Source organism: Aequorivita sp. H23M31, assembly GCF_004022485.1.
In the GTDB taxonomy this organism is placed as follows: domain Bacteria; phylum Bacteroidota; class Bacteroidia; order Flavobacteriales; family Flavobacteriaceae; genus Aequorivita; species Aequorivita ciconiae.
The window spans coordinates 2,043,978-2,065,921 of the sequence record NZ_CP034951.1 but is presented as its reverse complement, the minus strand read 5'-3'; the positions used below and the strand labels follow the sequence as shown (position 1 = coordinate 2,065,921).

Annotated in this window: 14 protein-coding genes; 3 read left to right on the top strand and 11 right to left on the bottom strand. The window is 39.9% G+C overall.

Going from position 1 to position 21,944, the window contains the following annotated elements:
- Positions 1–23 precede the first annotated feature (23 nt).
- Positions 24–902, bottom strand: a complete 879-nt coding sequence (locus EI546_RS09010; RefSeq protein ID WP_128250230.1) for a cell division protein FtsX — start codon at positions 900–902, stop codon at positions 24–26.
- Between the two features lie 239 nt (positions 903–1,141).
- Between EI546_RS09010 and EI546_RS09005 the strand changes: the two genes are divergently transcribed.
- From EI546_RS09005 to EI546_RS08995, 3 genes are all read left to right on the top strand, one after another.
- A complete protein-coding gene (locus EI546_RS09005) occupies positions 1,142–4,555 on the top strand; it encodes a leucine--tRNA ligase (protein ID WP_128250229.1) in 3,414 nt (1,137 codons plus the stop codon).
- 114 nt (positions 4,556–4,669) lie between these two features.
- Complete coding sequence (locus tag EI546_RS09000; protein WP_128250228.1) at positions 4,670–5,359, top strand: zinc metallopeptidase; 690 nt, start codon at positions 4,670–4,672, stop codon at positions 5,357–5,359.
- A 150-nt stretch (positions 5,360–5,509) separates the two neighbouring features.
- Positions 5,510–7,354, top strand: coding sequence for a PLP-dependent aminotransferase family protein (locus EI546_RS08995; protein ID WP_128250227.1), 1,845 nt, complete (start codon positions 5,510–5,512; stop codon positions 7,352–7,354).
- 133 nt (positions 7,355–7,487) lie between these two features.
- On the opposite strand, the gene EI546_RS08990 is transcribed toward EI546_RS08995, so the two are convergent.
- Genes EI546_RS08990 through EI546_RS08945 form a run of 10 tightly spaced genes read right to left on the bottom strand, consistent with a single transcriptional unit; the run spans position 7,488 to position 21,935 of the window.
- Entirely contained in the window at positions 7,488–8,504 is a 1,017-nt protein-coding gene (locus EI546_RS08990) for a hypothetical protein (RefSeq protein ID WP_128250226.1), read from the bottom strand.
- 26 nt (positions 8,505–8,530) lie between these two features.
- On the bottom strand, positions 8,531–12,001 hold the full coding sequence (locus EI546_RS08985) for a DUF6519 domain-containing protein (protein WP_128250225.1): 3,471 nt from the start codon (positions 11,999–12,001) through the stop codon (positions 8,531–8,533).
- Positions 12,002–12,010: 9 nt separating this feature from the next.
- Positions 12,011–14,260, bottom strand: a complete 2,250-nt coding sequence (locus EI546_RS08980) for a hypothetical protein (protein WP_128250224.1) — start codon at positions 14,258–14,260, stop codon at positions 12,011–12,013.
- 13 nt (positions 14,261–14,273) lie between these two features.
- Positions 14,274–16,718, bottom strand: a complete 2,445-nt coding sequence (locus tag EI546_RS08975; protein WP_128250223.1) for a baseplate J/gp47 family protein — start codon at positions 16,716–16,718, stop codon at positions 14,274–14,276.
- Entirely contained in the window at positions 16,715–19,177 is a 2,463-nt protein-coding gene (locus EI546_RS08970) for a baseplate J/gp47 family protein (protein ID WP_128250222.1), read from the bottom strand. The genes EI546_RS08975 and EI546_RS08970 overlap by 4 nt, the downstream gene beginning before the upstream one ends.
- Positions 19,174–19,551 (bottom strand): GPW/gp25 family protein, encoded by a 378-nt coding sequence (locus EI546_RS08965; protein ID WP_128250221.1) that lies wholly within the window; start codon positions 19,549–19,551, stop codon positions 19,174–19,176. The genes EI546_RS08970 and EI546_RS08965 overlap by 4 nt, the downstream gene beginning before the upstream one ends.
- Before the next feature lie 17 nt (positions 19,552–19,568).
- Complete coding sequence (locus EI546_RS08960) at positions 19,569–19,853, bottom strand: hypothetical protein (protein WP_128250220.1); 285 nt, start codon at positions 19,851–19,853, stop codon at positions 19,569–19,571.
- Positions 19,854–19,863: 10 nt separating this feature from the next.
- Positions 19,864–20,568, bottom strand: coding sequence for a phage baseplate assembly protein V (locus EI546_RS08955; RefSeq protein WP_128250219.1), 705 nt, complete (start codon positions 20,566–20,568; stop codon positions 19,864–19,866).
- 26 nt (positions 20,569–20,594) lie between these two features.
- Positions 20,595–21,659: a phage late control D family protein gene (locus EI546_RS08950; protein ID WP_128250218.1), complete on the bottom strand. Its 1,065-nt coding sequence runs from the start codon at positions 21,657–21,659 to the stop codon at positions 20,595–20,597.
- A 3-nt stretch (positions 21,660–21,662) separates the two neighbouring features.
- Positions 21,663–21,935 carry a hypothetical protein gene (locus EI546_RS08945; protein ID WP_128250217.1) on the bottom strand — a complete coding sequence of 91 codons (273 nt, stop codon included), beginning with the start codon at positions 21,933–21,935 and terminating at the stop codon, positions 21,663–21,665.
- Between the last annotated feature and the right edge of the window lie 9 nt (positions 21,936–21,944).

The window sequence follows — 21,944 nt, the reverse complement described above, 5'->3', positions numbered from 1 at the left end:
TCCCCCTCTGGGGGTTAAGGGGACTAATAATACAAATCGTCCGTCCTTAAATTCAAAAACCGTTGCGTTGCAATAAAGGTGCTGAACCAAGTAATTACTATTCCCATCATAAGTATAAATACAAATAGTGCCACCAGAATTCCAGGATCGCTCAGTAATTGTAATTGTGGGAAGCTCTTATTCAAATAATAAAGAACAACTCCCATTCCGATCATTGCCACTACGGCTCCGATTATTCCCAGCCTTACGCTTTTCCATACAAACGGTTGACGGATAAATTTTTTGGTTGCTCCCACCATTTGCATTGTTTTAATGGTGAATCGCTTAGCGTAAATAGAAAGTCGGATGCTGCTGTTAATCAATAAAACTGCGATGAAGGTGAATATTCCACTAATAACCAAAATCCAAAAACTTATACGGCTCACGTTTTCGGTTAGCTGGGCAATAAGAGGTTTATCATAAATAACATCATCCACAAAGCTTTTGCTTTTCAGTTCATTGGTGATTTCCTCCATTTTTCCCGGAGTTACATAATCGGCCAAAACATAAACATCGATGCTATTCTGAAGTGGATTTTCTCCCAAGTACTCTACAAAATTCTCCCCAAGAGTTTCCTGATGTGCTTTGGCAGCATCTTCTTTGGAGACGAATTCGGCGCTTTTCGTGTATTCCGCCAATGCGAGACTTTGCTTTAGTTGGGTAATCTCAACTTCCTTGGCCGAATCTTTTAGGAAAACTGTGATAGCGATTTGTTCCTTAAAATAATCTGCCACCTTTTGCGAGTTCAAAACCAATAGTCCCAAAAGGCCCAATAAAAAAAGTACCAAGGAAATACTTATGATAACTGAAAAATATGACGATATCAATCGACGTTTTTGATATTTTTCAAAGGATGAACTCATATGCTTTTTTGAATTTGGGGGTAAAAATACAAGTAATTTTGTATCCTACGCTAAACAACGTTTAAAGTTTTGTCTTTAGTCTGTAAGCGCTATTTTATATTTTGGAAGACTGAATGCCTAAATAAGAACTTATTATAGATTTTGTAATTGTTATTAGGCATTTAGTACAATAGACGTAAATTTGCACACAAATTCCGGCGATTTTTCTTCGGAGTCCATTTACATTTGAAACACTTATAATGAGTAAATATCACTTCAAGGAAATAGAAGCCAAATGGCAAGAATACTGGGCTAAAAATCAAACATTTAAAGCCTATAATCCTGATTCAAGCGAAGGCGAGGGGAACAAACCAAAGTACTATGTTTTGGACATGTTTCCCTATCCCTCAGGAGCCGGACTTCACGTTGGCCATCCGCTAGGTTATATTGCCAGTGATATCTATTCGCGATACAAACGCCACCAAGGTTTTAATGTGTTGCATCCCATGGGATATGATTCCTTTGGATTGCCCGCGGAACAGTATGCCATCCAAACAGGGCAGCATCCCGCAAAAACTACTGAAGAGAATATTGCCAGATATCGTGAACAACTCGATAAAATTGGATTTTCGTTCGATTGGAGCCGCGAAGTCCGTACTAGCAATCCTGAATATTATAAATGGACACAATGGATTTTTCTTCAACTTTTTGATAGTTGGTATGATAATGAAAAAAACAAAGCACGTTCGGTAGAAGAATTGCGCAGTATATTTTCTTCGGAAGGGAATAAAAAAATTAATGCTGTTTGTGATGAAGGCACCGAAAAATTCACTGCCTCAGAATGGTTGGATTTTTCCGAAACCAGAAAACAGGAAATCCTTTTAAAATACCGACTTACCTATCTCGCTGAAACAGAAGTTAACTGGTGTCCGCAATTAGGAACCGTTTTAGCCAATGACGAAATAGTAAACGGTGTTTCTGAAAGAGGAGGCTTTCCCGTTATCCGAAAAAAAATGAAACAATGGAGCATGCGAATCACCGCATACGCCCAGCGCTTACTTGATGGTTTAGAAGATATAGACTGGCCGCAACAGTTGAAGGATTCTCAGACTAATTGGATTGGAAGAAGTAAAGGAGCTTCTGTCAAATTCCCCATCCTAACCTTCCCCAAAGGGGAAGGAACTCGGCCCGGATATATGACGGGCGGCAATAATTCAAGTTTATTGTTGGAAAGGGCTAAGGATATGAGAAATAAGCCTACCGAGGCCGAAGCCATGCTATGGGAATGCTTGAAGTCCAAAAAATTAGAGTACAAGTTTAGAAGGCAACACCTAGTTGATGATTATATAGCCGATTTTGTTTGTCTTTCAAAGAAATTGGTAATTGAGGTTGACGGAGGAATACATGAGAACCGGAAGGAAAAAGATGAAACCAGGACTTCAATTTTAAATGAGCTAGGATATAGGGTAATTCGCTTTACAAATGAAGAAGTTCTCGGAAACATTGATAAAGTCTTAGACACAATTTCCAAAACCTTAGAGCAGAGTGAGATTCCCCCTTTGGGGGTTAGGGGGATTTCGGTATTCACAACCCGCCCCGACACCATCTTCGGCGTAAGCTTCATGGTTTTAGCTCCCGAGCACGATCTGGTTTCAAAAATCACCACTCCAGAACAAAAAGAAGAAGTTGAAAAGTATATAGAAAAAACTGCCAAACGAAGCGAGCGGGAGCGTATGGCCGATGTAAAATCCATTACAGGAGTTTTCACTGGTGCCTATGCAGAACATCCGTTCACGGGAGAACCACTTCCAATTTGGATTGGGGATTATGTTTTGGCAGGTTATGGTACTGGGGCAGTTATGAGCGTTCCTTGCGGGGATCAGCGGGATTATGATTTTGCGAAACATTTTAATATTCCTATTCCAAATATTTTTAAGGATGCCGATATTTCTGAGGAAGCATATTCCGATAAGGAAAATACGATTATAACCAATAGTGATTTTCTGGATGGCCTAAACTATCAACAGGCCACGGATAAAATCATTGCAGCTTTGGAAGAAGAAGGAATTGGTAAAGGCAAAATTAATTACCGACTTCGTGATGCGGTTTTTAGCCGTCAACGCTATTGGGGAGAACCGTTTCCTATTTATTATAAGGATGGGATGCCACAGGCAATTTCACCTGAATATTTGCCCTTACGGTTACCCGAAGTTGAAAAATACCTTCCAACGGAAACCGGAGAGCCACCTTTAGGTCGCGCTGATAACTGGAGTTGGGATGAAAAAAACAAAAAAGTTGTTCCAAATGTCACCCTGAGCGCAGTCGAAGGGTCTTCTAATGAAAATGGAATCTACACATTGGAATTAAACACCATGCCTGGTTGGGCGGGAAGCAGCTGGTACCTTTTCCGATATATGGAACCCGGTAAAAATGATCCAGATAGTAAACGCGATGAAGTTTTCGCCTCAAAAGAAGCATTGGATTACTGGCAAAACGTGGACTTATATATTGGCGGAAGCGAACACGCCACCGGACATTTGCTATATAGCCGGTTTTGGGTAAAATTCCTGCACGACCGCGGTTTGGTCCCTGTGGAAGAACCATTTAAAAAGTTGATTAATCAGGGGATGATTTTGGGGGAGAGTGCGTTTGTTCACTTTTATCCAAGTACCTTCAGTCCATTTATATTTATATCCGAAGGCATATATAAATCTGGAAACTATATTGACATAATTGGGAAAATGGCTTCGGAAGCTGACCAAAGTTTAGTAATTACAGAGACTGATATGAAAATTCACGCAGACGTTTCATTCGTGGATTCTCATAACAACCTATACATCGAAGCCTTCAAAAACTGGAGAGAAGAATATAAAAATGCAATTTTCATCCTTGAAGATGGAAGTATTTACGAGCCAAGCTCCTCCCCTCAGGGGAGGCCAGGAGGGGACTTTAAAGTTTCAAGAGAAGTCGAAAAAATGTCCAAATCCAAATACAATGTGGTAAATCCCGATGAGATTTGCGAAAAATATGGCGCGGACACTCTAAGAATGTATGAAATGTTCCTCGGTCCACTTGAACAGGCAAAACCTTGGAACATGGCCGGAATTACCGGCGTTCACGGATTCCTCAAAAAACTTTGGAAATTATATCATTCCGGACCAGACGAAAGTTTTTACGTAACTGACACTCCCCCGGAGGGGAACAAGGGGTCTGGGGAGGACTTGAAAATCCTTCACAAAACCATCAAAAAAGTTCAGGAGGACATCGAGAATTTCCATTTTAATACTTCTGTTTCTACTTTTATGATTGCGGTAAATGAACTTACAGCCCAGAAATGTACTTCGCGAGAAGTGTTGGAGCCTCTCGCGATTCTTATTTCTCCTTATGCGCCACATATCGCCGAGGAGCTATGGCAGAAGCTGGGACATTCAGAAAGTATTTCCACTGCACCTTTCCCTAAATTTGAGGAAAAGTATTTGGTAGAAAACACTAAGGAATACCCTATCTCTTTCAATGGGAAAATGCGTTTCACTCTAGAACTGCCATTGGATCTGAGCAAGGATGAAATCGAATCTGCCGTAATGGCACATGAAAAAACAATTCATTATTTAGAAGGACGTACGCCCAAAAAAGTGATAGTTGTACCCGGAAAAATCGTGAATATTGTAGGGTAAAAATTTTGCATACTATTTGCTATATACTTTGCGTTCTTTGCGCCTTCGCGGTTATTATCACCGGAAAGCCGCAGAGGACGAAGAGAGAATACACACTTAAAGAACTAAAATAAAATGATAGGATACTATTTGATTGCAGGAGTTATCTTTTTAGTGAGCTGGCTAGTTAGTCATCAATTAAAAAGTAAATTTAAAAAATATTCGCAGATCCACCTTCAAAATGGAATGAGCGGAAAGGAAATCGCCGAAAAAATGTTGGCGGATAACGGAATCCATGATGTAAAGGTCATTTCCGTTCCCGGACAATTGACTGATCATTACGATCCCGCAAAGAAAACGGTAAACTTAAGTGAACCTGTTTACCTCCAAAGAAATGCGGCAGCAGCTGCAGTTGCGGCCCACGAATGTGGTCACGCCGTTCAGCATGCTACAGCTTATTCGTGGTTGAAACTGCGCTCGGTAATCGTACCAGCGGTAAGTATTTCCAGTAAACTTTCCAATTTCGTTATTATGGCTGGATTAATCCTTTTCGCCACAGGATCGGCATTTGGAAGTTGGATCTTTTTGGTAGGTATTATCCTTTTTGCCGTTACTACTGCCTTTGCTTTTATCACCCTACCGGTTGAATTTGATGCAAGTAAACGCGCTTTGGTATGGTTGGAAAGGAGCCATATGCTAACGCCGCAAGAACACGAAGGCGCTAAAGACGCTTTGAAATGGGCCGCTAGAACTTATGTGGTTTCGGCAATCGGCTCATTAGCAACCTTGCTATATTTTATTTCAATTTTTATGGGAAGAAGATAATTCCCTTCTTAGAATAAATTTAAAAACGACTGGGTCTCTAATCTGGTCGTTTTTTTATCAATCTCTATCGACATTTAGAAAGGTTTGGCTTGATGTATTTTTCAACTTAAGCTAATTAATGTAATTTCGAAGCTCTTTAAAAAAAGATCTATGAAAGAAGAAAATGTGCTGAATTATATTAAAAATGTGCTGGAGAATGTTCCAAAAGGATGGTTGGATATAACTACGCATCGCTTGGATATTTATAATGAAGAATTGGCTAAAACTGAGTTTTTGGAGCAATTCGAAAATTTATACGAACACGACATCTATCTAACTTCCGCGCTAGAGAAATTACCAACTGCTTACGATTACATCCGATTAGGACATCCTTTATCCTGCGTTTTGGAATGGGCAATTGCCAAATTAAATGAGTTGGATGCAGAAAATGTTATTGCCTTTTCCTCCCAAACTATTCCGGTGATGGCAATTCTTAGAACGATTCTGCTAGCGAATAAAAACACCCAAATTGTTTATACCGACAAACTGCCGGATTTTTTTGATATAGATGTTTTAGAAAAAATATATGGGTATAAATTTGAATTGAAAAAAGTTAGTAGCGTAGGCGAAATTGCTTCTTTTGATGGCAGTACGATCTTTATTTCCCAAACCGATACCATCGAAAATTTTAATCTACTTCCACAAATTGACTTCTATGTTCATCTTCATCCTTCTTTTGGAAGTATTTTATTAGTGAACGGAGAACAAAATCAAAATTACATTTCCGAAATACAACATGTACGTCGTAGGGAAACCATTGCTATGACACCGGCGAATTGTTTTACTGCTCTTCAAATTCTAATAGGGAAATCTTCTTTTTCTTCACATAAGGAAGATGTTGGGTTAGACAAGAAACAAGTTCTGGATAATATTAACCAGATAACCGGAGTAGATACAAAACCGTTGGTAGCTTCCAGTGGTCTATCCATTCAATACGCCATTATGATGGGGTTAATTGATGATGCTCAAGAAACATATAAAGGAAAGAAAATCAAATTTATCGTTCCTCCCAATTGCTATGGTGGAACCAATGACCAAGCCAGACGGGTAGCTGCTTGTTTTAATAATGTTGAAATAGTGGATTTACTAGTGGATAGGGAAAATGATATGGTCCAAAGCTTGGAAACGATTTTGACCCAAATAGCACATGAGGATGCTATTCCTTACATCATTGCCGAGATTCCCACAAACCCGAGAGTGGAGGTTCCTGATTTGGAGGCGTTGAAAGATGTATTGGGTAAAAAGCGGAAAACTGCGGAAGGAAATTCAGCTATCGAACCTGTTTTTATTTTAGATCAAACTTTTTGTCCCAATTATCATTTTTTAGGAAATGGGGAAGTGCTTTCCGAAGTTCGGGCACTTTCTTATGCTAGTGGATCAAAATTCCCCAGTGGAGGTAGATGTACTGCTGGTTATTGCGTTGCAAATGCTAAAACGGCAGATTTAATGGGGAAAATAGAAAAGCATTTGGCGCTCTGTGATAATGAGGCAACAGCGCTTCAATATAAAATACTTGCGGAACAATTGCCATCGATGAACGAAAGAATTAAGGATGCATATAAAAATACGAGAGAGTTTGTAACTTATATCCATACCATTTTGCCTGATGCAAAAATCAATTTTGTTTCGGAGGAATTAGCCGAACAAGGATTTACGCCTTCTGTTTTTTCATTGGATCTTCCTACGAAAGGAAACTCTGTTGAAGAAAAGGAAGCGCATAAAAGACAACTCAATCTAAAATTGATCAATAAAATGATTTCCGAAATTCCCAGCGAAAGTAAATTTTGCGTTAGCTACGGGCAACTTAAAGGATGCTATTGGACTATCCCAGCTACCTCAACCCAAGGCACAACCAAGGAAGGAGATAAGGACTATATCGTTCGGGTTTCGGTTTCACCTAATTTAAATCTGGATCTTCACAAAAAAGTTTTTTTTGAATTTGTGCAAGAAATGTAGCGCATTATAGAGATTGCCATCAATATATAAAACCATCAAAAAACTCCCAAAGTTCTTCTAAACTCGGGAGTTTTGTTTTTTTTTAAAGAAAGTGACTCCTTCTTTAAACAAGCAGAATCAATATCGATATCGTTTATTTATCATCTTTTTTTCGGATGGGTTTCTTTGGGGTTTTGGAGAGTTGGGAAACCTGATTTTTAAGTGACTCAAATTCAGAGGAGAATTTATCAAACTGGGTTACGGATTTTTCTAGTTTTTTTATCCGCTCATCCCGTAAAGAAATTTCTCTTTGATGCGTGGCGTGTACCTCATTTAATTGTCTTTTTAATTGGCTAACCTCGGTCTTTAAAGTCACAACCTCATCTGGCCTTTTCTCTGTTGTGGTATTCTGAAGGGGTGTTTCTGATCTACTTTCCGTTTTTTCATTTGCAAAGGTATAGTATTTTACAACTCCTTCTTCCTCATAAAGATTTATGCGTTGACCTTCTTTAATATTTTTGTGGATAAAATTAATATCCATAATAGAGGTTCTGTCCAACTTTGGATCGTATTCCCTAATCTCTCCTATGGTAACATTTTGACTTTCCATATTCTTTTTTACATCCACCAATTTCTGATCTATGATTTCTTCCTCCCGTACAGGTGAACGTTTTATAGGTTCGAAATCAAATTTATTGACGGTATTCATTATCATATCCGAAAGGTGATTGATAGAAGTGCCTGCTTTTTTCCTATAATCAGAATAAACTCCTGCAAAATCCGAATCTTGAAAAAATGCCGCAATCCTCAACATTTGTTCAGTTGAAACTCGGTCTCTTCCTTCTGGCATCATATATTCTGGTAAATCTATTGTTAGGGTTACATTCACCTTACGTTCAGCATTTTTTAAGGGAGTGTCCTCAGTGCTTTTAATCAGTTTTTTTCCTAAATAAATTTTAAAGAATATATCAGGTTTTTCTTCAGGAGCGAATTCTCTGAAGTAAGTAGAATCAAAAGACATTTCAAATCCCCCATCTGCATTGGTGATGCAACTGCCCAGAAGATCGTGGTACTTGACATCTTTATCCCAAGCTTCCACACGCAAGTTTGCAATGCCGCCTTTTTTGGCACCATCAATTACTCTTCCGATAATTTCATATAGATCGTTCATGATAGTTTTCTTTTATATTAAATAAACTATTGGGGTGTTATTACTTTTGGATCCAATGGCTCCATTGTTCCTTCGTATTTTGCTTTAACCACTGTTTCTTTCGGCTTGGGTTCAATTACCATACAACAGAATTTGGAAAAAGCCTCTCTTACAATCGGCATTACGGGAATTGTTGACATCCAATATTCTACGGTTTTAAAGGATTTTACATATTTCCTCTTGGTAAAATTGCATATATGATGTACTTGATTGTTCCTAATATCCACACATCCAAGATAGACCTTATCGTCCTCATCACATTCTGGACAATCCACCAGGAACTTGTCACAAAAACAATCCTTTAATGACTGTACAAGATGGGTTAGGAGGTCTAAATATGCATTGTAAACTGCCCTTCGATATTGCCAAAGTTCAACTGGAGGTTCCATCGTATACGTGGGTTGAGGTTGCGAATTAAAAACTTCTGCTAAATTTATGGTTGTTAGGGTATTTACGAACGCATTTAAAACATAGGCAGAATTGTTTTTGCTATGGACCACAATATCAAAAGAAGCAAGCTGGGTTGGAATTCTGAAATTTGTGTCCACTATAAAATTTCCTTCTCTATTTAGCGGAACGCGTAAAACTTTGCAGCCAGCGGATAATGAAAATAACAGATAATCTATTTGGTTACCTGTGTGTATCGCCATCCTAATAAATCCATTATCTTCGACATCGACTGAAGCATTTTCCTGAAACTCTCCAAAATAAAACCGACTAATTATTCGTTGCCCGTCCTTCCTATTCCCAGAGGCATAAACATATTGCTCATCTGAAATAATGTCATTAGTGGCATCATTCCCATTAATTATCAAATGCGTGTTTTCATATTGGCCTGGACTGTCCAGGTCAATGATCAAATGCCCATCAAAGTTGGAGATTGGAGTGTTGGTGAAATTGTCGCCGGCCAATGCTATCCATCTTTCGTTAAAGTTGGAAATGTGCAATAAACCTGTAGCGTTAAAATCTTTTATTCCTCTTGGACTAAATGTGCTGTTGCCTATTCCATTAATTAAATATAATCCTTTGGCCTTAGCGATTGCGTATAGATTATTTTTTCCGTCAATACCTAAGCTAACAAATTGTTCATTGGATACTATCGAGTTTTTTTTCCATCTCAATTTACCAGATTCGGAATCGATAGAGGCCATTGCGAACAATGTATTACTATTATCGTTGCCAACAGCGTATAAAACATCTCCATTAGAATTAATGACGATATCTGTTAATTTAAAATTTGTTCCACCATTTACTGTACTTACTTGGATCAATTCCTGAGAGTCTCCCACTGAATAGACGTAAACTTTATTATTGCCCCCACAAGTGTAGGCAAATCGGCCATCGGCACTGGTCTTAAGTTTCTGATGAATTTTAAAAGGGGGGCCAAATATAGTATCAAGCCCCGGCTCTATAATATAATCTGGAAAAGGTCGGTCTCCGTCGTACATTCCACAATAGGTTTCGCTTTCAAGTTGCTCCCTTAATTTATAATAGAATTCTCGGAGCAAATCATCTTCGTCTGAACCATCTCCTAGATCTTCCGTTTTGGTGCTTTTACTTGAAATAAAGGCAAAGGAGCCACTCTGCGGATTTAACACCTGGGCGAAGAGGTTGATAAATGCCGTAGTGCGCCTTTGTTCTCTAGTAACTGGGACTACCTCATTACCTATTACAAAATTGGCCGTGAATAATTCGATTAAATTTTTAATGCAATGATCCCAAAAATCCTTAATAAGTGTGCCTTCTAGAACCCGATCCCAAAACGATTCCAGCACAAATGGTTCAATTGAAATTTGTGGCTGATGGTTGTTACCTCTTGAGATTATAACAGAAACACGTCCATTTCCACTATTGTTCAATAACTTTTGTTTTATGGCCCTTTCCACCAAGTTGTAGGGAATTGGTTTCTTCACCCGAATCATATATCCCTCACAATCGAGGGCTACTCCTGTTTCCACAATGATACCCTCTCGTTTATTTCCACACTTGACTTTGAGTCCGCAGACTACGCCAAATCCGTGCAGATATTTGTGGTGAAGTCTTAAATCTTCAGAAGAAAGGAGATCGGTGAGAGGGAGAAATGGAATTCTGCAATCTGAAATAACTTCTCCTTTAATTTCTTGATTTGAGGAGAAAGACCACTGGATTATTGCAAGCGGGGCGAAAAAACGGCGAACACCATAAGATGAAATACCTTTTTCCGCTTCCCAGGGAACTATTTGATTTGGAGTTTCAGGTCTTGCTGCGATAACCCAGAAATCACTTCTAATTGCTTCATTTCCGCTAATGGTAATTTCGATTCCCGTTTGGCCAAGGGTGATAGGTTTATCTTTTTCAAATTCAATTGCGGCATCTGATGAAAGATCGGTTCCCCGGTTCCATATACGCATATAGAAATATTCCGGAGGGGTTTGTTCTTCCAAATCCTCACGGTCTTTTCTGTTTTTCCATCCCATTCCAAAGTCTGGGCTGATAGCATCTTTTATAGTGAATTGGGTCGTGTCAGGGTCGTAAGAAGTTTCCACCTTGGTAAGAAATCCAGATTCTTCTGATATTTTTTCCCCATTAGGCAGAACAGCAGACCAAGGAAGGATTTCCACATTATATCCGGTTAATGGCCAATGGTATTGGTCTTTTGGTTCGGTTAACAGAGTAATTGTTTTATTGCTCGCGTCCAACAATACTCTATATAATGGCGATGCGTTATCAAAGCCCCAAGTAAAATGATTCTCATCTACAATTTGAACTCTGATAGCTTGATTTTCGGCACCCAAATATCCACCAATTGCACTGGGGGAACAATTATCTTCCGATAATCCACTTTTGTCAAAGGTGACCGTAAGTTTCGTATCGGATATGCGTTCGTATTCCTCATTTATTTTGCCCAGTTTCTGTTTTTTCCATTCTTCTTTCAGCTTGTCCCAAGCTTCAGTACAGTTATCTGCGTTACTTTTAGCAAGATGTACCCTGCGCATTATTTTAAGTCTTGTTGTGGTGTCGGGTCCACCCAAAGCCACTTCAAAAAGAGAACTGTCCTCTACCGCGCTAACGGCTTGTTGCCATGCTTCAATATACACGAGGCTATTTCTTGTTTTTTCTCTTAGATCTCCCGCTGTATAGGAATTAGGGTTTAATTGAAGCCAGTCTTTTTGGGTTCTGAAGGTTTCCTTAGCAGCCTCTAGCTCCAATCGCAGACCTCCCAGATAGATGGTTCCGGGATTTATATCAAAATCGATTGCATCTCCTTCCAGAAATTGAGGGTTTTTAATCAGGAAGCCATCATCTGGAGTACCGTAAGGTCCTATTATATCAACTTTGGATTCTCTAAAATCTTCATCTTCAATACGTTCATTTTCGTTCCAATCGTCATCCGTCAAGACGCGGCCCTGTTGCATGCGAACACTCGAATAATGTTTTGTTTTATCGAAATTTATTCTGGATATATCAAACGTTCCCATAATCTAAAATTAAGTATTGTGAATATAAATCGGGATAAGCCCAAAAGGCATGTATTCTTCAATTTTGGTTTTTAAGCCATCAAATTTGATAGGATTTAAAAGAGTGCTAAATGCTCCCATTTCAGAACCATTTTCTGCCCCATTTTTTAAGACAGTGGGAGCAGTGTCACTTAGTTGGCCGTAGGCGGGATTCCCAAATTTGCGGGAGGTAAACCAGTGATGGGTGTCAAATTCAAATAAAAAACTTTCAAAAGGATGTGGCAGTCTGCTGGACTGGGGAGCAGCGCCAAATCTAAAACATCCGTTTTGTGTGTCGGTAACATTTGATTCGGATGTAATTATAACCTCCGTGGCATATAGGCGATGAACGTCGATACTTCCAAAAATCGTAGATCGTTCAATATTTGTTTTTCCAGTTTTGACCTCAAGTGCATTTATTGTAGAATCCACAGATTGAATTATTGAATCGCGAATGCTAGTTTCTTCTATATATCCATGATTACTAAGATGGACAGGTCCGATAATACTCGATTCAATACATAGATTTTCGACGTACCCGTCTACAATTAATTTAACAGGAAACAATTGTTCGTCCTTAATGTTTTTACTTCCACCGGGATCTAGTGTGCAATTTTTAATAATCACACATTTAAAATTTCCTTTTAGAATAATTTCCGCAACTTTGTCACCTTTTGAGCCAATCCACAAACCGTCAAAAGTAATTTGGGAGTTTTTATTTGTTCCTGTGCCGAGCGTTAGGGTGCTTTCCAAGCGGAGATAAGGTCTTTGTTTGTTCACAGCTTGAATACCCATTTGCACAATGGCCATTTTTGAGGAAATGGGGCCATAGGTTTTACTATCCTCGATTTGGGTTATACCGTCGTTTAAAAGATCAGTTGCAATTAGGGGTCCTCCATTTGTTTTTTTAATATCAGGTAAGGAATTAAGTATCCATGGTCGTTCATAACTTCCTGCACCAATCGGTCCTGAAAAACCATAATAGTATGCTATATAAATTTTTCCCAGTTCTTCGGGAGGGGTGTGAAATAGGAATCGGCCATTTTCGGGATCAATGATTAGATCCTTTCCGCTTGCTGTTGTCCAATTAAGAAGATTTCCAGAAGAAATTCTTTCCGAAGTGATGACTTCATTAAAGGGTTCCTTGAATCCTACCAGAATAGAATTTAAATCTAAAGGATTGCTTAAAACACTTTCTTTATCTGGAAACAAAACACTTTTTCCACAATCCTCCATCAGCGCGAGTGATAACAATGGAAGTAGGACTAAGGGATCTAAGATTTCGGCACTGTTAGAAAAAGTACCTATCAGTTGCAAAAGGCTGGTGTCGTTTTTAAATACCAGACCTGAAATCTGGCGAAGTTCAATTGCTGCCGATTCACTAATTGGGGTTGGTAAATCAATTAGTTGTTGGATTATTGCTTCTGTTATGAAGTAGGTTGCATGACCCAATAAGCGACAGCGAATGGGAGCAGCAAGTTCCGGTTCGGTTGCGGGACGCCATCGGTTCCAGTCACTGTACATACTAGCCTTACTGAAAAGTGGGATGTCTCTGCCCGAGGGATCGAAGCTAAATCCCTTCCCGTCACCAAGAGAAAATGGAGTAACATCTATCGCCTCATAAACGGTAATACGATACAGATAAAATGCCAGCTTTGGAATGGAATACCGACCGGCTAACCCACGATGGCGGCGGAAATCCGGGATGTGAAAGAATTCCTCAAAAGGTCCGTTTATTAATTCGCTTGCTCGCGGATTGCGTAGATCTGCACACCCTCCCGGCAGAGTTCCGGAAAATTTACCAGCGTGAGTTTGAGGTTTGGCATCGAGACCATGTCTTGATCGGACAATTTTTTGGAATTGCTCAACCATTTTGCCTTCCCAACCACTTATATCACTGATCAGCTCTTCCAACACACGGGGCGTACCCTTTCTTCTTCTATAATAAATTGTTTTGGCGACATCTATTCGGCGGCCTCTTTTGTTTTGTTCCGACAGTAAACGGGTGGCCAAAAGTTCGCCTATATAGGGAACGGCCCATTCGTCACATAGCTCAATAAACTGGTCGTCCCATAAGCTATCCTGGCTTCGCCTGAGAATTGCGGCCTGTCTTGCAATTACTTGGACAAGTGCTCGCAATACCCCAGGTTCTTGGGCTATTCCATCTTCGTGCCGATAAATTGAAGGAATAGTTTCCCATAACTTCTCGGCATAATATTCTTCAAAATGATCGTTAGCCATTTTTAATCACTTTTTATTCGCCATTAATAAGTAGTTCACCTTTTTCAATATCAAAGAAGCGACCTGTGCCGGGAACTACGCCGGGTTCGGAGAAATTGCTTCCGTTTAATTGCAAATTCTGAACGGATTCTATTCCTTCAATGTCTAAGATTTCTTCAAAAATTTTACTTCTGAATAGTGGTTTACCAATTCCAATATTTTCTGGAGAGAGTATGCCGGTATCAGTATTGGTGAGATGTGTGCGCAAGGCTTTAATTATATCTTCTTCAAGATATCGCGGATCTACTTTGATTTCCACTGAAATAAGTATAGGGATGGATGAAGCTTTTTCAATTGTAATGGGGGTTGTGGGATCGGCCATACTTCGGATACGTTTTGATAAATCAATTTGAATACCCGCATCACCGATATAAAATATATGAGCCGTTGCACGTTGCTTATTTAAGTCCCATCGCCATTCAGTTTGTACCCCTCTTACTGAAGGGTAGGAAGCGGTTAGGGCTTCCATGTCCTTCATAGAAACTACCCGACCGAGAATTAATACAGATTGGGGCGCATATTTACGCATTTCCTCAGCCTCTTCTGGGCCTGCCCCACCAAAGGCTGGAAGGATGTTCTTTACACTGCGCAATCCTTTTACAGGTTTGGATATCTGACTTACTGATCCAGCTGGAGGACTGGCAGCCTCTGCCCCAAAACGGTAATTACAAACAATGTTGTCAATTCCCGTTGGTACTCTTTGACCTCTTATTCCATCCCCAAATGTAACAACGGATTCTCCCTCGTCATTTTGTCTGACGATATAAACTTGGTCATTTTCATTTCTTCCAAAAAAACTGTTTACCTCCTTCCAAAGAATTCCATTTACATAAATAGTTAATGTGTTTTTTACAGACTGGTCATTGCCCACCGTGGCTGACGGATAATAGGAGAGGGGTTTCTTTTTTAATTTAAACGTTTGATTGGGTGTTGAGGCGTTGCCACTGCCCATTTTTTCATTTTTTACCGATTCTCCGCGGGAAGCGGTAATCACATTCCCATAAACATCTACCGGTTGGGTCAGTAAGCTATCACTGGAAGGTGAAGAATCAATGCTGAGTGCATTTTCGGTATATGAAATATGTCCACTGACACTTATACCGAGAGTATTTTTGTCCTGTAAAAGAAATTTTTTTGGATCGTAATCTTCGAGGGGCATTTCTATTTTGTTTTCAAACTTTAATGAATCGGTTAGTGTTAAAAACTTATTAGGTTCATCAATAATGGATGCAACCTCCTGCATTCCAAAATAAACTTTGATGCCAGTAACCTGACTTTCATCCCAATCTTCTACACCATGTTTTCTGGAATTAATAGGAGCATCTAGGGTAAGTTCTGTAACCGGAGTAGTAATACCGGGAAGGTTAAAATTAATTCCGTTAATAGTGACATTATTTGCGGGAAGTGCTGATTTTGAAACTTCCCTAAGCGATTTTACTATGAACCATCTCTTTTCAATTCCGAAAACAATCAAAATGTAATCCCCAGGATTTATCTGTGTAGTTAAGATATTTAGAGTTAGAGATTGATCAGCAAGGGATTTTTTCTTTTCGCTAATTGTCCACAGACCAGCACTTAGTTTGGGTTTGTACAATTTTAGATTTTGTAAATTTGCTCCTTCGTGCAAGGCGCTTCTATATTGAAAATTAATTCTGTCGTATTTTTTGCCATCAATTCCTGTAATTTTTTCGATCTTGTCTACAGTTACCACTGCATTTTGGGCGGCATCTGCTTTATTTATGAGCAACAACAGATCGTCTTCTTTTATCTCGGATTTTAATTTTATCAACAGTGAACTTGGATTATTCTCTGAAATAGTTTCCTTATGTTGGGGGGCAATAGTCATCTGGTTGATAAAGGGATGAATTAGGGTGTCTTCTGTCAATTCAAACACTTGGGGAGGATTTCCTTCGAATGCTCCTGAGCGAAAAGCGGTACCCGAAGGTAATTTTATCTGTAATCTACCATCGGCGATAGCAGCTAATTCAATGAAGGAGCTTACTGCCGGTCTAGGTAAATACCCGAGCAATGCCAATAGTCTACGGAGATTGGGTTTCAAGGAATTTGTTCTAAGATAGGTCTCGTTCGCAATTACTTCATCATAAAATGAAAGCGAATCGCAGATATAGGCCCACATTTCCAAAAGCATTACTCCAAAATCCCCCTTGCCGGTGGCTCGCCATTTTGCAAGCGGTACAATTTTAACCAGCATATTATTGGCGTCTATCATTTCCACTTGTTCGGTACTAATATCCTTTAATAATGCTCTTCTAAACTCAGGGAAGGTGGCGATTTGGCGGGGTAGTTTATTTAATCCCGCCCCAATATTCTGCTGGGGTGGATGAACAAATCCATCGCACGCACAAGGAAATCGTGTGATCTCTACTTTATCTTTATCTAAACAATTAATACAGCTCATAATCCGCCGTGTGTATAAAGTTTAAGCGTCCCCTGCTCTGGATGCAAGGGATTATTTGATACCCGGATGATAGCATCTTTTCCAGGATCATAACTCATTTCAGAAAATTTCCTGCTCTTGAACCATCCTCTTCTTCGGAAATAAATCTTTTCCACAGCTTTTACGCCAGAAACTTCTTGGATGGCAGCCTCAAGAGTTGAGCGTTCTAATGGTGTTCCGAATGTAAATCGCTCTGGAGAAAAATACCCTATAATGGATCGGAAGCCAGTTTTGCCGAAGAGGGCATTATAGACTCTTTCTTTCACTTGACCGGCATACGAATTTTCTGAAATACAAATTTTAATTTCTAGATCGATGTCCGCATAGATAGGGTCAAGGACATTTACCTCACGACCAGCTTGTCGGAAACGGTTTAATTGATTGACAAGATCAAGACGTTTATCTTCTTTGAGAGTAACCGTTTCTTTTGAGTCGGGTGTCGTGAAGGTGGTTAGCCAACTTCCCGTCCATCTAGAAACCGATCCTGCTTTTTGTACCCAGGGCAATCTTTCCGCTGCTTCCGAATAATCCTCGGGTCTTACCGCTCTATAAGCAATTGCCCGGAAAGCTTCAGGTGCCAACTGTTTAACTTGATCGATGGTTTCAGCATCCGAGCCTCCCGATGTTGGTAATGGGTTGGTAACTGTCACATCGGAAATGGTAGGAATATACTTAAGGGTTTTTTCAGCGACATTACTTTGTTTCGGGCCACCCAATCGGTATTGGACTTTAAAAACATTTCCTTCAGCTGGTCGTCTCCCAAATTCCCCATCACCAAAACGGATTGTGCTTCCTTTATCGTTACTGTAATCCTCATGGACGAACTCCTTCCCAATTCTTTGATATCCCACAACTCGTTGCCAAGAGCCGTCGTCTAAAGTGAATTGGTTATCCAGAGATTTTGCGGAATGAACACCTACCATTGCCCGGTTATACTCCCATGGTTTGGAAAATGGTTTGGATATCCAAGAATTGCTCAGTGTGTCAAAAACAACCTCCTCCAAACTGATTTCTGGCCTTGGGGTATTAGTTTCCAGATCTTCCAAATAGACCAATGGCTGAGATTGGGAATTAGGTAAGGTGAACAGATAGGTATCTTTATTATCATGTCCTTGTCGATTTACTGTTTCCCCTAAGAGTGTCTGCGGAAAAGCAATTAATTGTTCAGGAGAAAGGCATGCAAGAGGATCCTTTACAATAAAATAAGCATCATAGGTTTTGCCGGCAGTAGCTGGAACCATGTTACCTCTTATTGAAAGAATAGTAAGTTCGAATTCATTTTTTAGGGCGCCATCTTCTTCCCATATCAAGTGGGTGATGTCTGAATTAAATACAGGATCAACAGTTTCTGTTACCTCAATTAATCTGACTATCTGGGACCTCTGAGGCTGTGCCGGGTTTATAGGATTTGTCTTGATCAAAATCCATTTGCCGGAAGGCTTTCCTGGAGGGAAATCATCAAAGGCAAGTGCGGATTTCTGATGTCCCTCAATATATAGTTCCGTGGTGCCGACACTTAGGCAAGTGTCATTCTCGTCCCATAAATGTGGTGAGAACTCATTCGATTGGTCGGATACGGAATAAGTTTTACCCCGAATCGTTTCAATTAATCCTTGTCCTACTTCAAAATCAATTCGGGTATTGTCATCACTTAAGCTAAAGACATTTGTGCCAGCTGGAATAATTTTATTGCCAGATGCCACAGTAAAATCAAGCCAGCCTTTGGCGCCAAGTTCGTCGGTAATATTATAATCTATCAATCGAGCATGCCGTCTTACCGATCGACGTTGGGTTGCAGTTTCTAAATAAGCTTCTCTATTAACCCGATCTTGATAACAAGCCATTTCATCACCTAGAGAACTCATTAGTTCAGCCATCATCACACCGGCATCAGCTTCCAATCTATCCGCCCAATCTGGGTAGCGCAAAGAGGCAAAATCGAGAAGTGCACTGCGAAAACTCCAAAAATCCCGAGCAAGGTAATCTATAGGAAAATCAATTTGTTCATCGGGTGGACATTCGTGTTCCCGTAATTTGCAGTCAAGGTCGCTCGGACAGTTAGCCTTAAAACTAAAAGAGATGTCGTTGAAAAAGGGGTCAATTCTGGAATCAGAAATTATTAAGTTATATAGAGAAAAATCTCCGGATGTTTTGGTTTTTACCCTAAGAACATCTTGATCATTTATTGTGGTCCAACTATCAATAACATCAATTTCGATCTGAGGTAATTTGCTGGTGCTGGTATATATAATTATTGAACTTGGCAGTAAGCTGTCAGGCATTGGGACATCCAAGGTGGTTACAGGTCTTAAAAAATATATATCCAATGTTTTTTGATCTGGATAAACATAAATAAAGTCGATACCGGTAACTTTACTTTGTGCCAGTAACTCTGCTTTACGGTCTGTGGTTATGCTCATAACGTTACCTCAAGATTTAAATATTTCCGTTGTTGTGTAGCCTTTATTAAAAACACAATATTGATTTCCAGTCTTTCATCAATACTCTCAACCTTAACTTCGTTGACCTCGATTACGTTTCCCAAATATTTTTGCAGAGCTTGGTTAATTATTACTTGGGTAAGATTGGCGCTTACATCACTGTTTGGGGCGAAAACCATTCGACGGATACCACAGCCAAAATCAGGACGATTGATTCTCTCTCCCGGATTTGTAAACAATACCTGCCTTATCATTTGGATTATATGCTGGTCATAGCTTCTTTCTTCAGCCAGTTTCCCGAATCCATCGTCTATTGCAAAAGGATATCGTATACTATGGATTTGATTATTCATTTCTAAATGATGATGTTTTAGGTAATGTCAATATCATTTACCGTTCCGGTACCATTGTAGGTACTTCCACCGATAGTAACGGTTATGGCAACCCTCATAGAAGAGCAATTTTGCTTAAGATGTCTAATAACCCCTTGGGAAACCGCTCTGAAAATAAGGTTCATTTGTTCATTGGAGGCGGGAACAGGCGCATCTCCCATAACAGTTGGCCATTCCTCCCTAAATGCCTGAGCCATAGCGTCAGACATACTGCCCGGATAAACGGCCGAACTGGTTCCTTTCGTTCCCGATTTTAATGCCATAATATTGAACTTATCCTGTTTTTACTTTTGTAGATAAAAGACTTGGTGTAGCTGGGGGCATTGGGGGTACAGGAATCATCGGGGTAACAGGCAGTACTCCGGCAGCCAGTTCCCCGGGATGCATGTGACTATTAAAAGTCTGTACCATCTGGTTGAGATATTGTATCAGGTCATCTCCAAAAACCAATGGATGGGTGGCATTTTCAACTAGTTCGATAGCTGGAGCTTCCACGACCACTTTTAAATTTGCCTGAATTTTTATTTTGCCTGTTTGTGATTCGAAGGTCATTATATTATTTCCATCCGAATCACTTATGGTAATTACTTCGGTATCGTCGTTAAAGGTTATCATTAACCCTTTTTGACTTCTCATCATACGAAGGGAGGGAGTAGGTTCGTCATTCTTTTCATTTCGGGGTAATTGGTCATCTGCCCAAAAGCCTCCTGTCCAAATGGGAAAGGAAGGATTACCACCTTCAAATTCAACCCACACTCCAGCATCTGCGTCGGGAATAGTATAAATTCCAACATTATCTCCTGTATACGGTAAACAGGGTAGAGCCCAAATCTCAAGATCGCTTAATACTGCCGGAACCTTGACCTTTACCCGGCCTCTTTGGGTTGGGTCATTGTTATCCACGACCAGTCCGCGGTATTTTCCAAAAAACTTACTCCGCGTCCATTCCAATAGCTGCTGTGCTAACTGATCACCCATATTATAGCATATTCTTATTAAAATGATTAATTACCCCAAGCATTTCTTTCCAGTTCAAATTCCATTATATATGCGGTGGAATCAATCTTATGTTTCACCCCGGTAACATAATATTTTCCACTATGTCTGCTTCCTGCTCCATCCACTTTGACAATTGTATGCACTCGTACTATATCACAAAGTTGATGTAAACTGGTTTGCCCCGTAGCTTTTATAAACCATTGCGCATCTCTCAACGCCCCTAAGCTCCTAGCTGATAAAGCGCCTGCATCATCAACAACGGGAGCTAAATGGATGGTTTGCTGTGAACTTCCATTTGCTTCGGACAAACTGTGGGAACCTAGAGAGGTATCGTTCAAAGTTGTTCCGTTACCAATTATGCTCAATGTCCTGACATTAATTTGTCTTCCTTCGGTCCTTGAAGGGCGAGTTGAATCTGAACTTATCTGCAACTGCTCGATATTATTGTTCTCGTTATTTATAATGAGGGTGTTTGCAGATTCTGAGTCTAAACTTCTTGGTTTAAAATGTCCGGTAGCTTCTCCATTATTTGAATAGGTTATCCAGAAATGAAATCCGTTGCGTCGTGCCAAGCTTCTCAATAAGTTAAGGTCTGATTCCCTTTGAACATGGCTGTGGTTGTTTTCGTCGTGGGTAGATTCAGGCGTTGGTTCCACATTGGGAGTCATTGAGTGATTGCTTATGATATTGGAGGCAATATCCGAGTCGGTAGACGAATCTGTTACCTGAAAAACCGGGCCGTGATCTAGCATCTGACCGGTATCCTCTCCTTCAATATGCAGTGATGAGCCCGCGCCACCATGTTTAAGTTGGGTCTGTTGCATGGTAATTGGCCCCTTAACCAGACATACCAACGCATCATTAACATTCGCCATTACACTCAAAATAGTATCCGGAGCGGTATCGGTTTCAATGCTTTGAGCAATATCCCCATCACAAATATCTACGGCAAAATTTAACTTATAGGAAGTATTAGAATCTATTTTCTCATATACCTCCACGCTATTCACATTTTGGGTGAGGTTTTGATTGGGAATATCATTAACACATATTAAAATGTCTAACCCCATTTTTTAGATTTTATTCGGAATGGCTATTTCAGATTTTTCTGTAAGTGCTTCTGGGAGCATACAGTCGTTGGCTTCTGCTATACGCCAAAAAGCTGCTGCATCGTTTAGATAAAGAGCCGCTAGATGGTCGGGACGCTGACCTTGTTTCAACAAGTGAAATCCTCTGATACTTTGTTGCAATGGGGCTGGAGTAGCCACAACTTTTACCGTTCTGCCTCTGGAATCAGTGGTTTCGTATTGCGATACCTTTTTATAGCGACTTTTGTCTGTGAACATGATATTTTA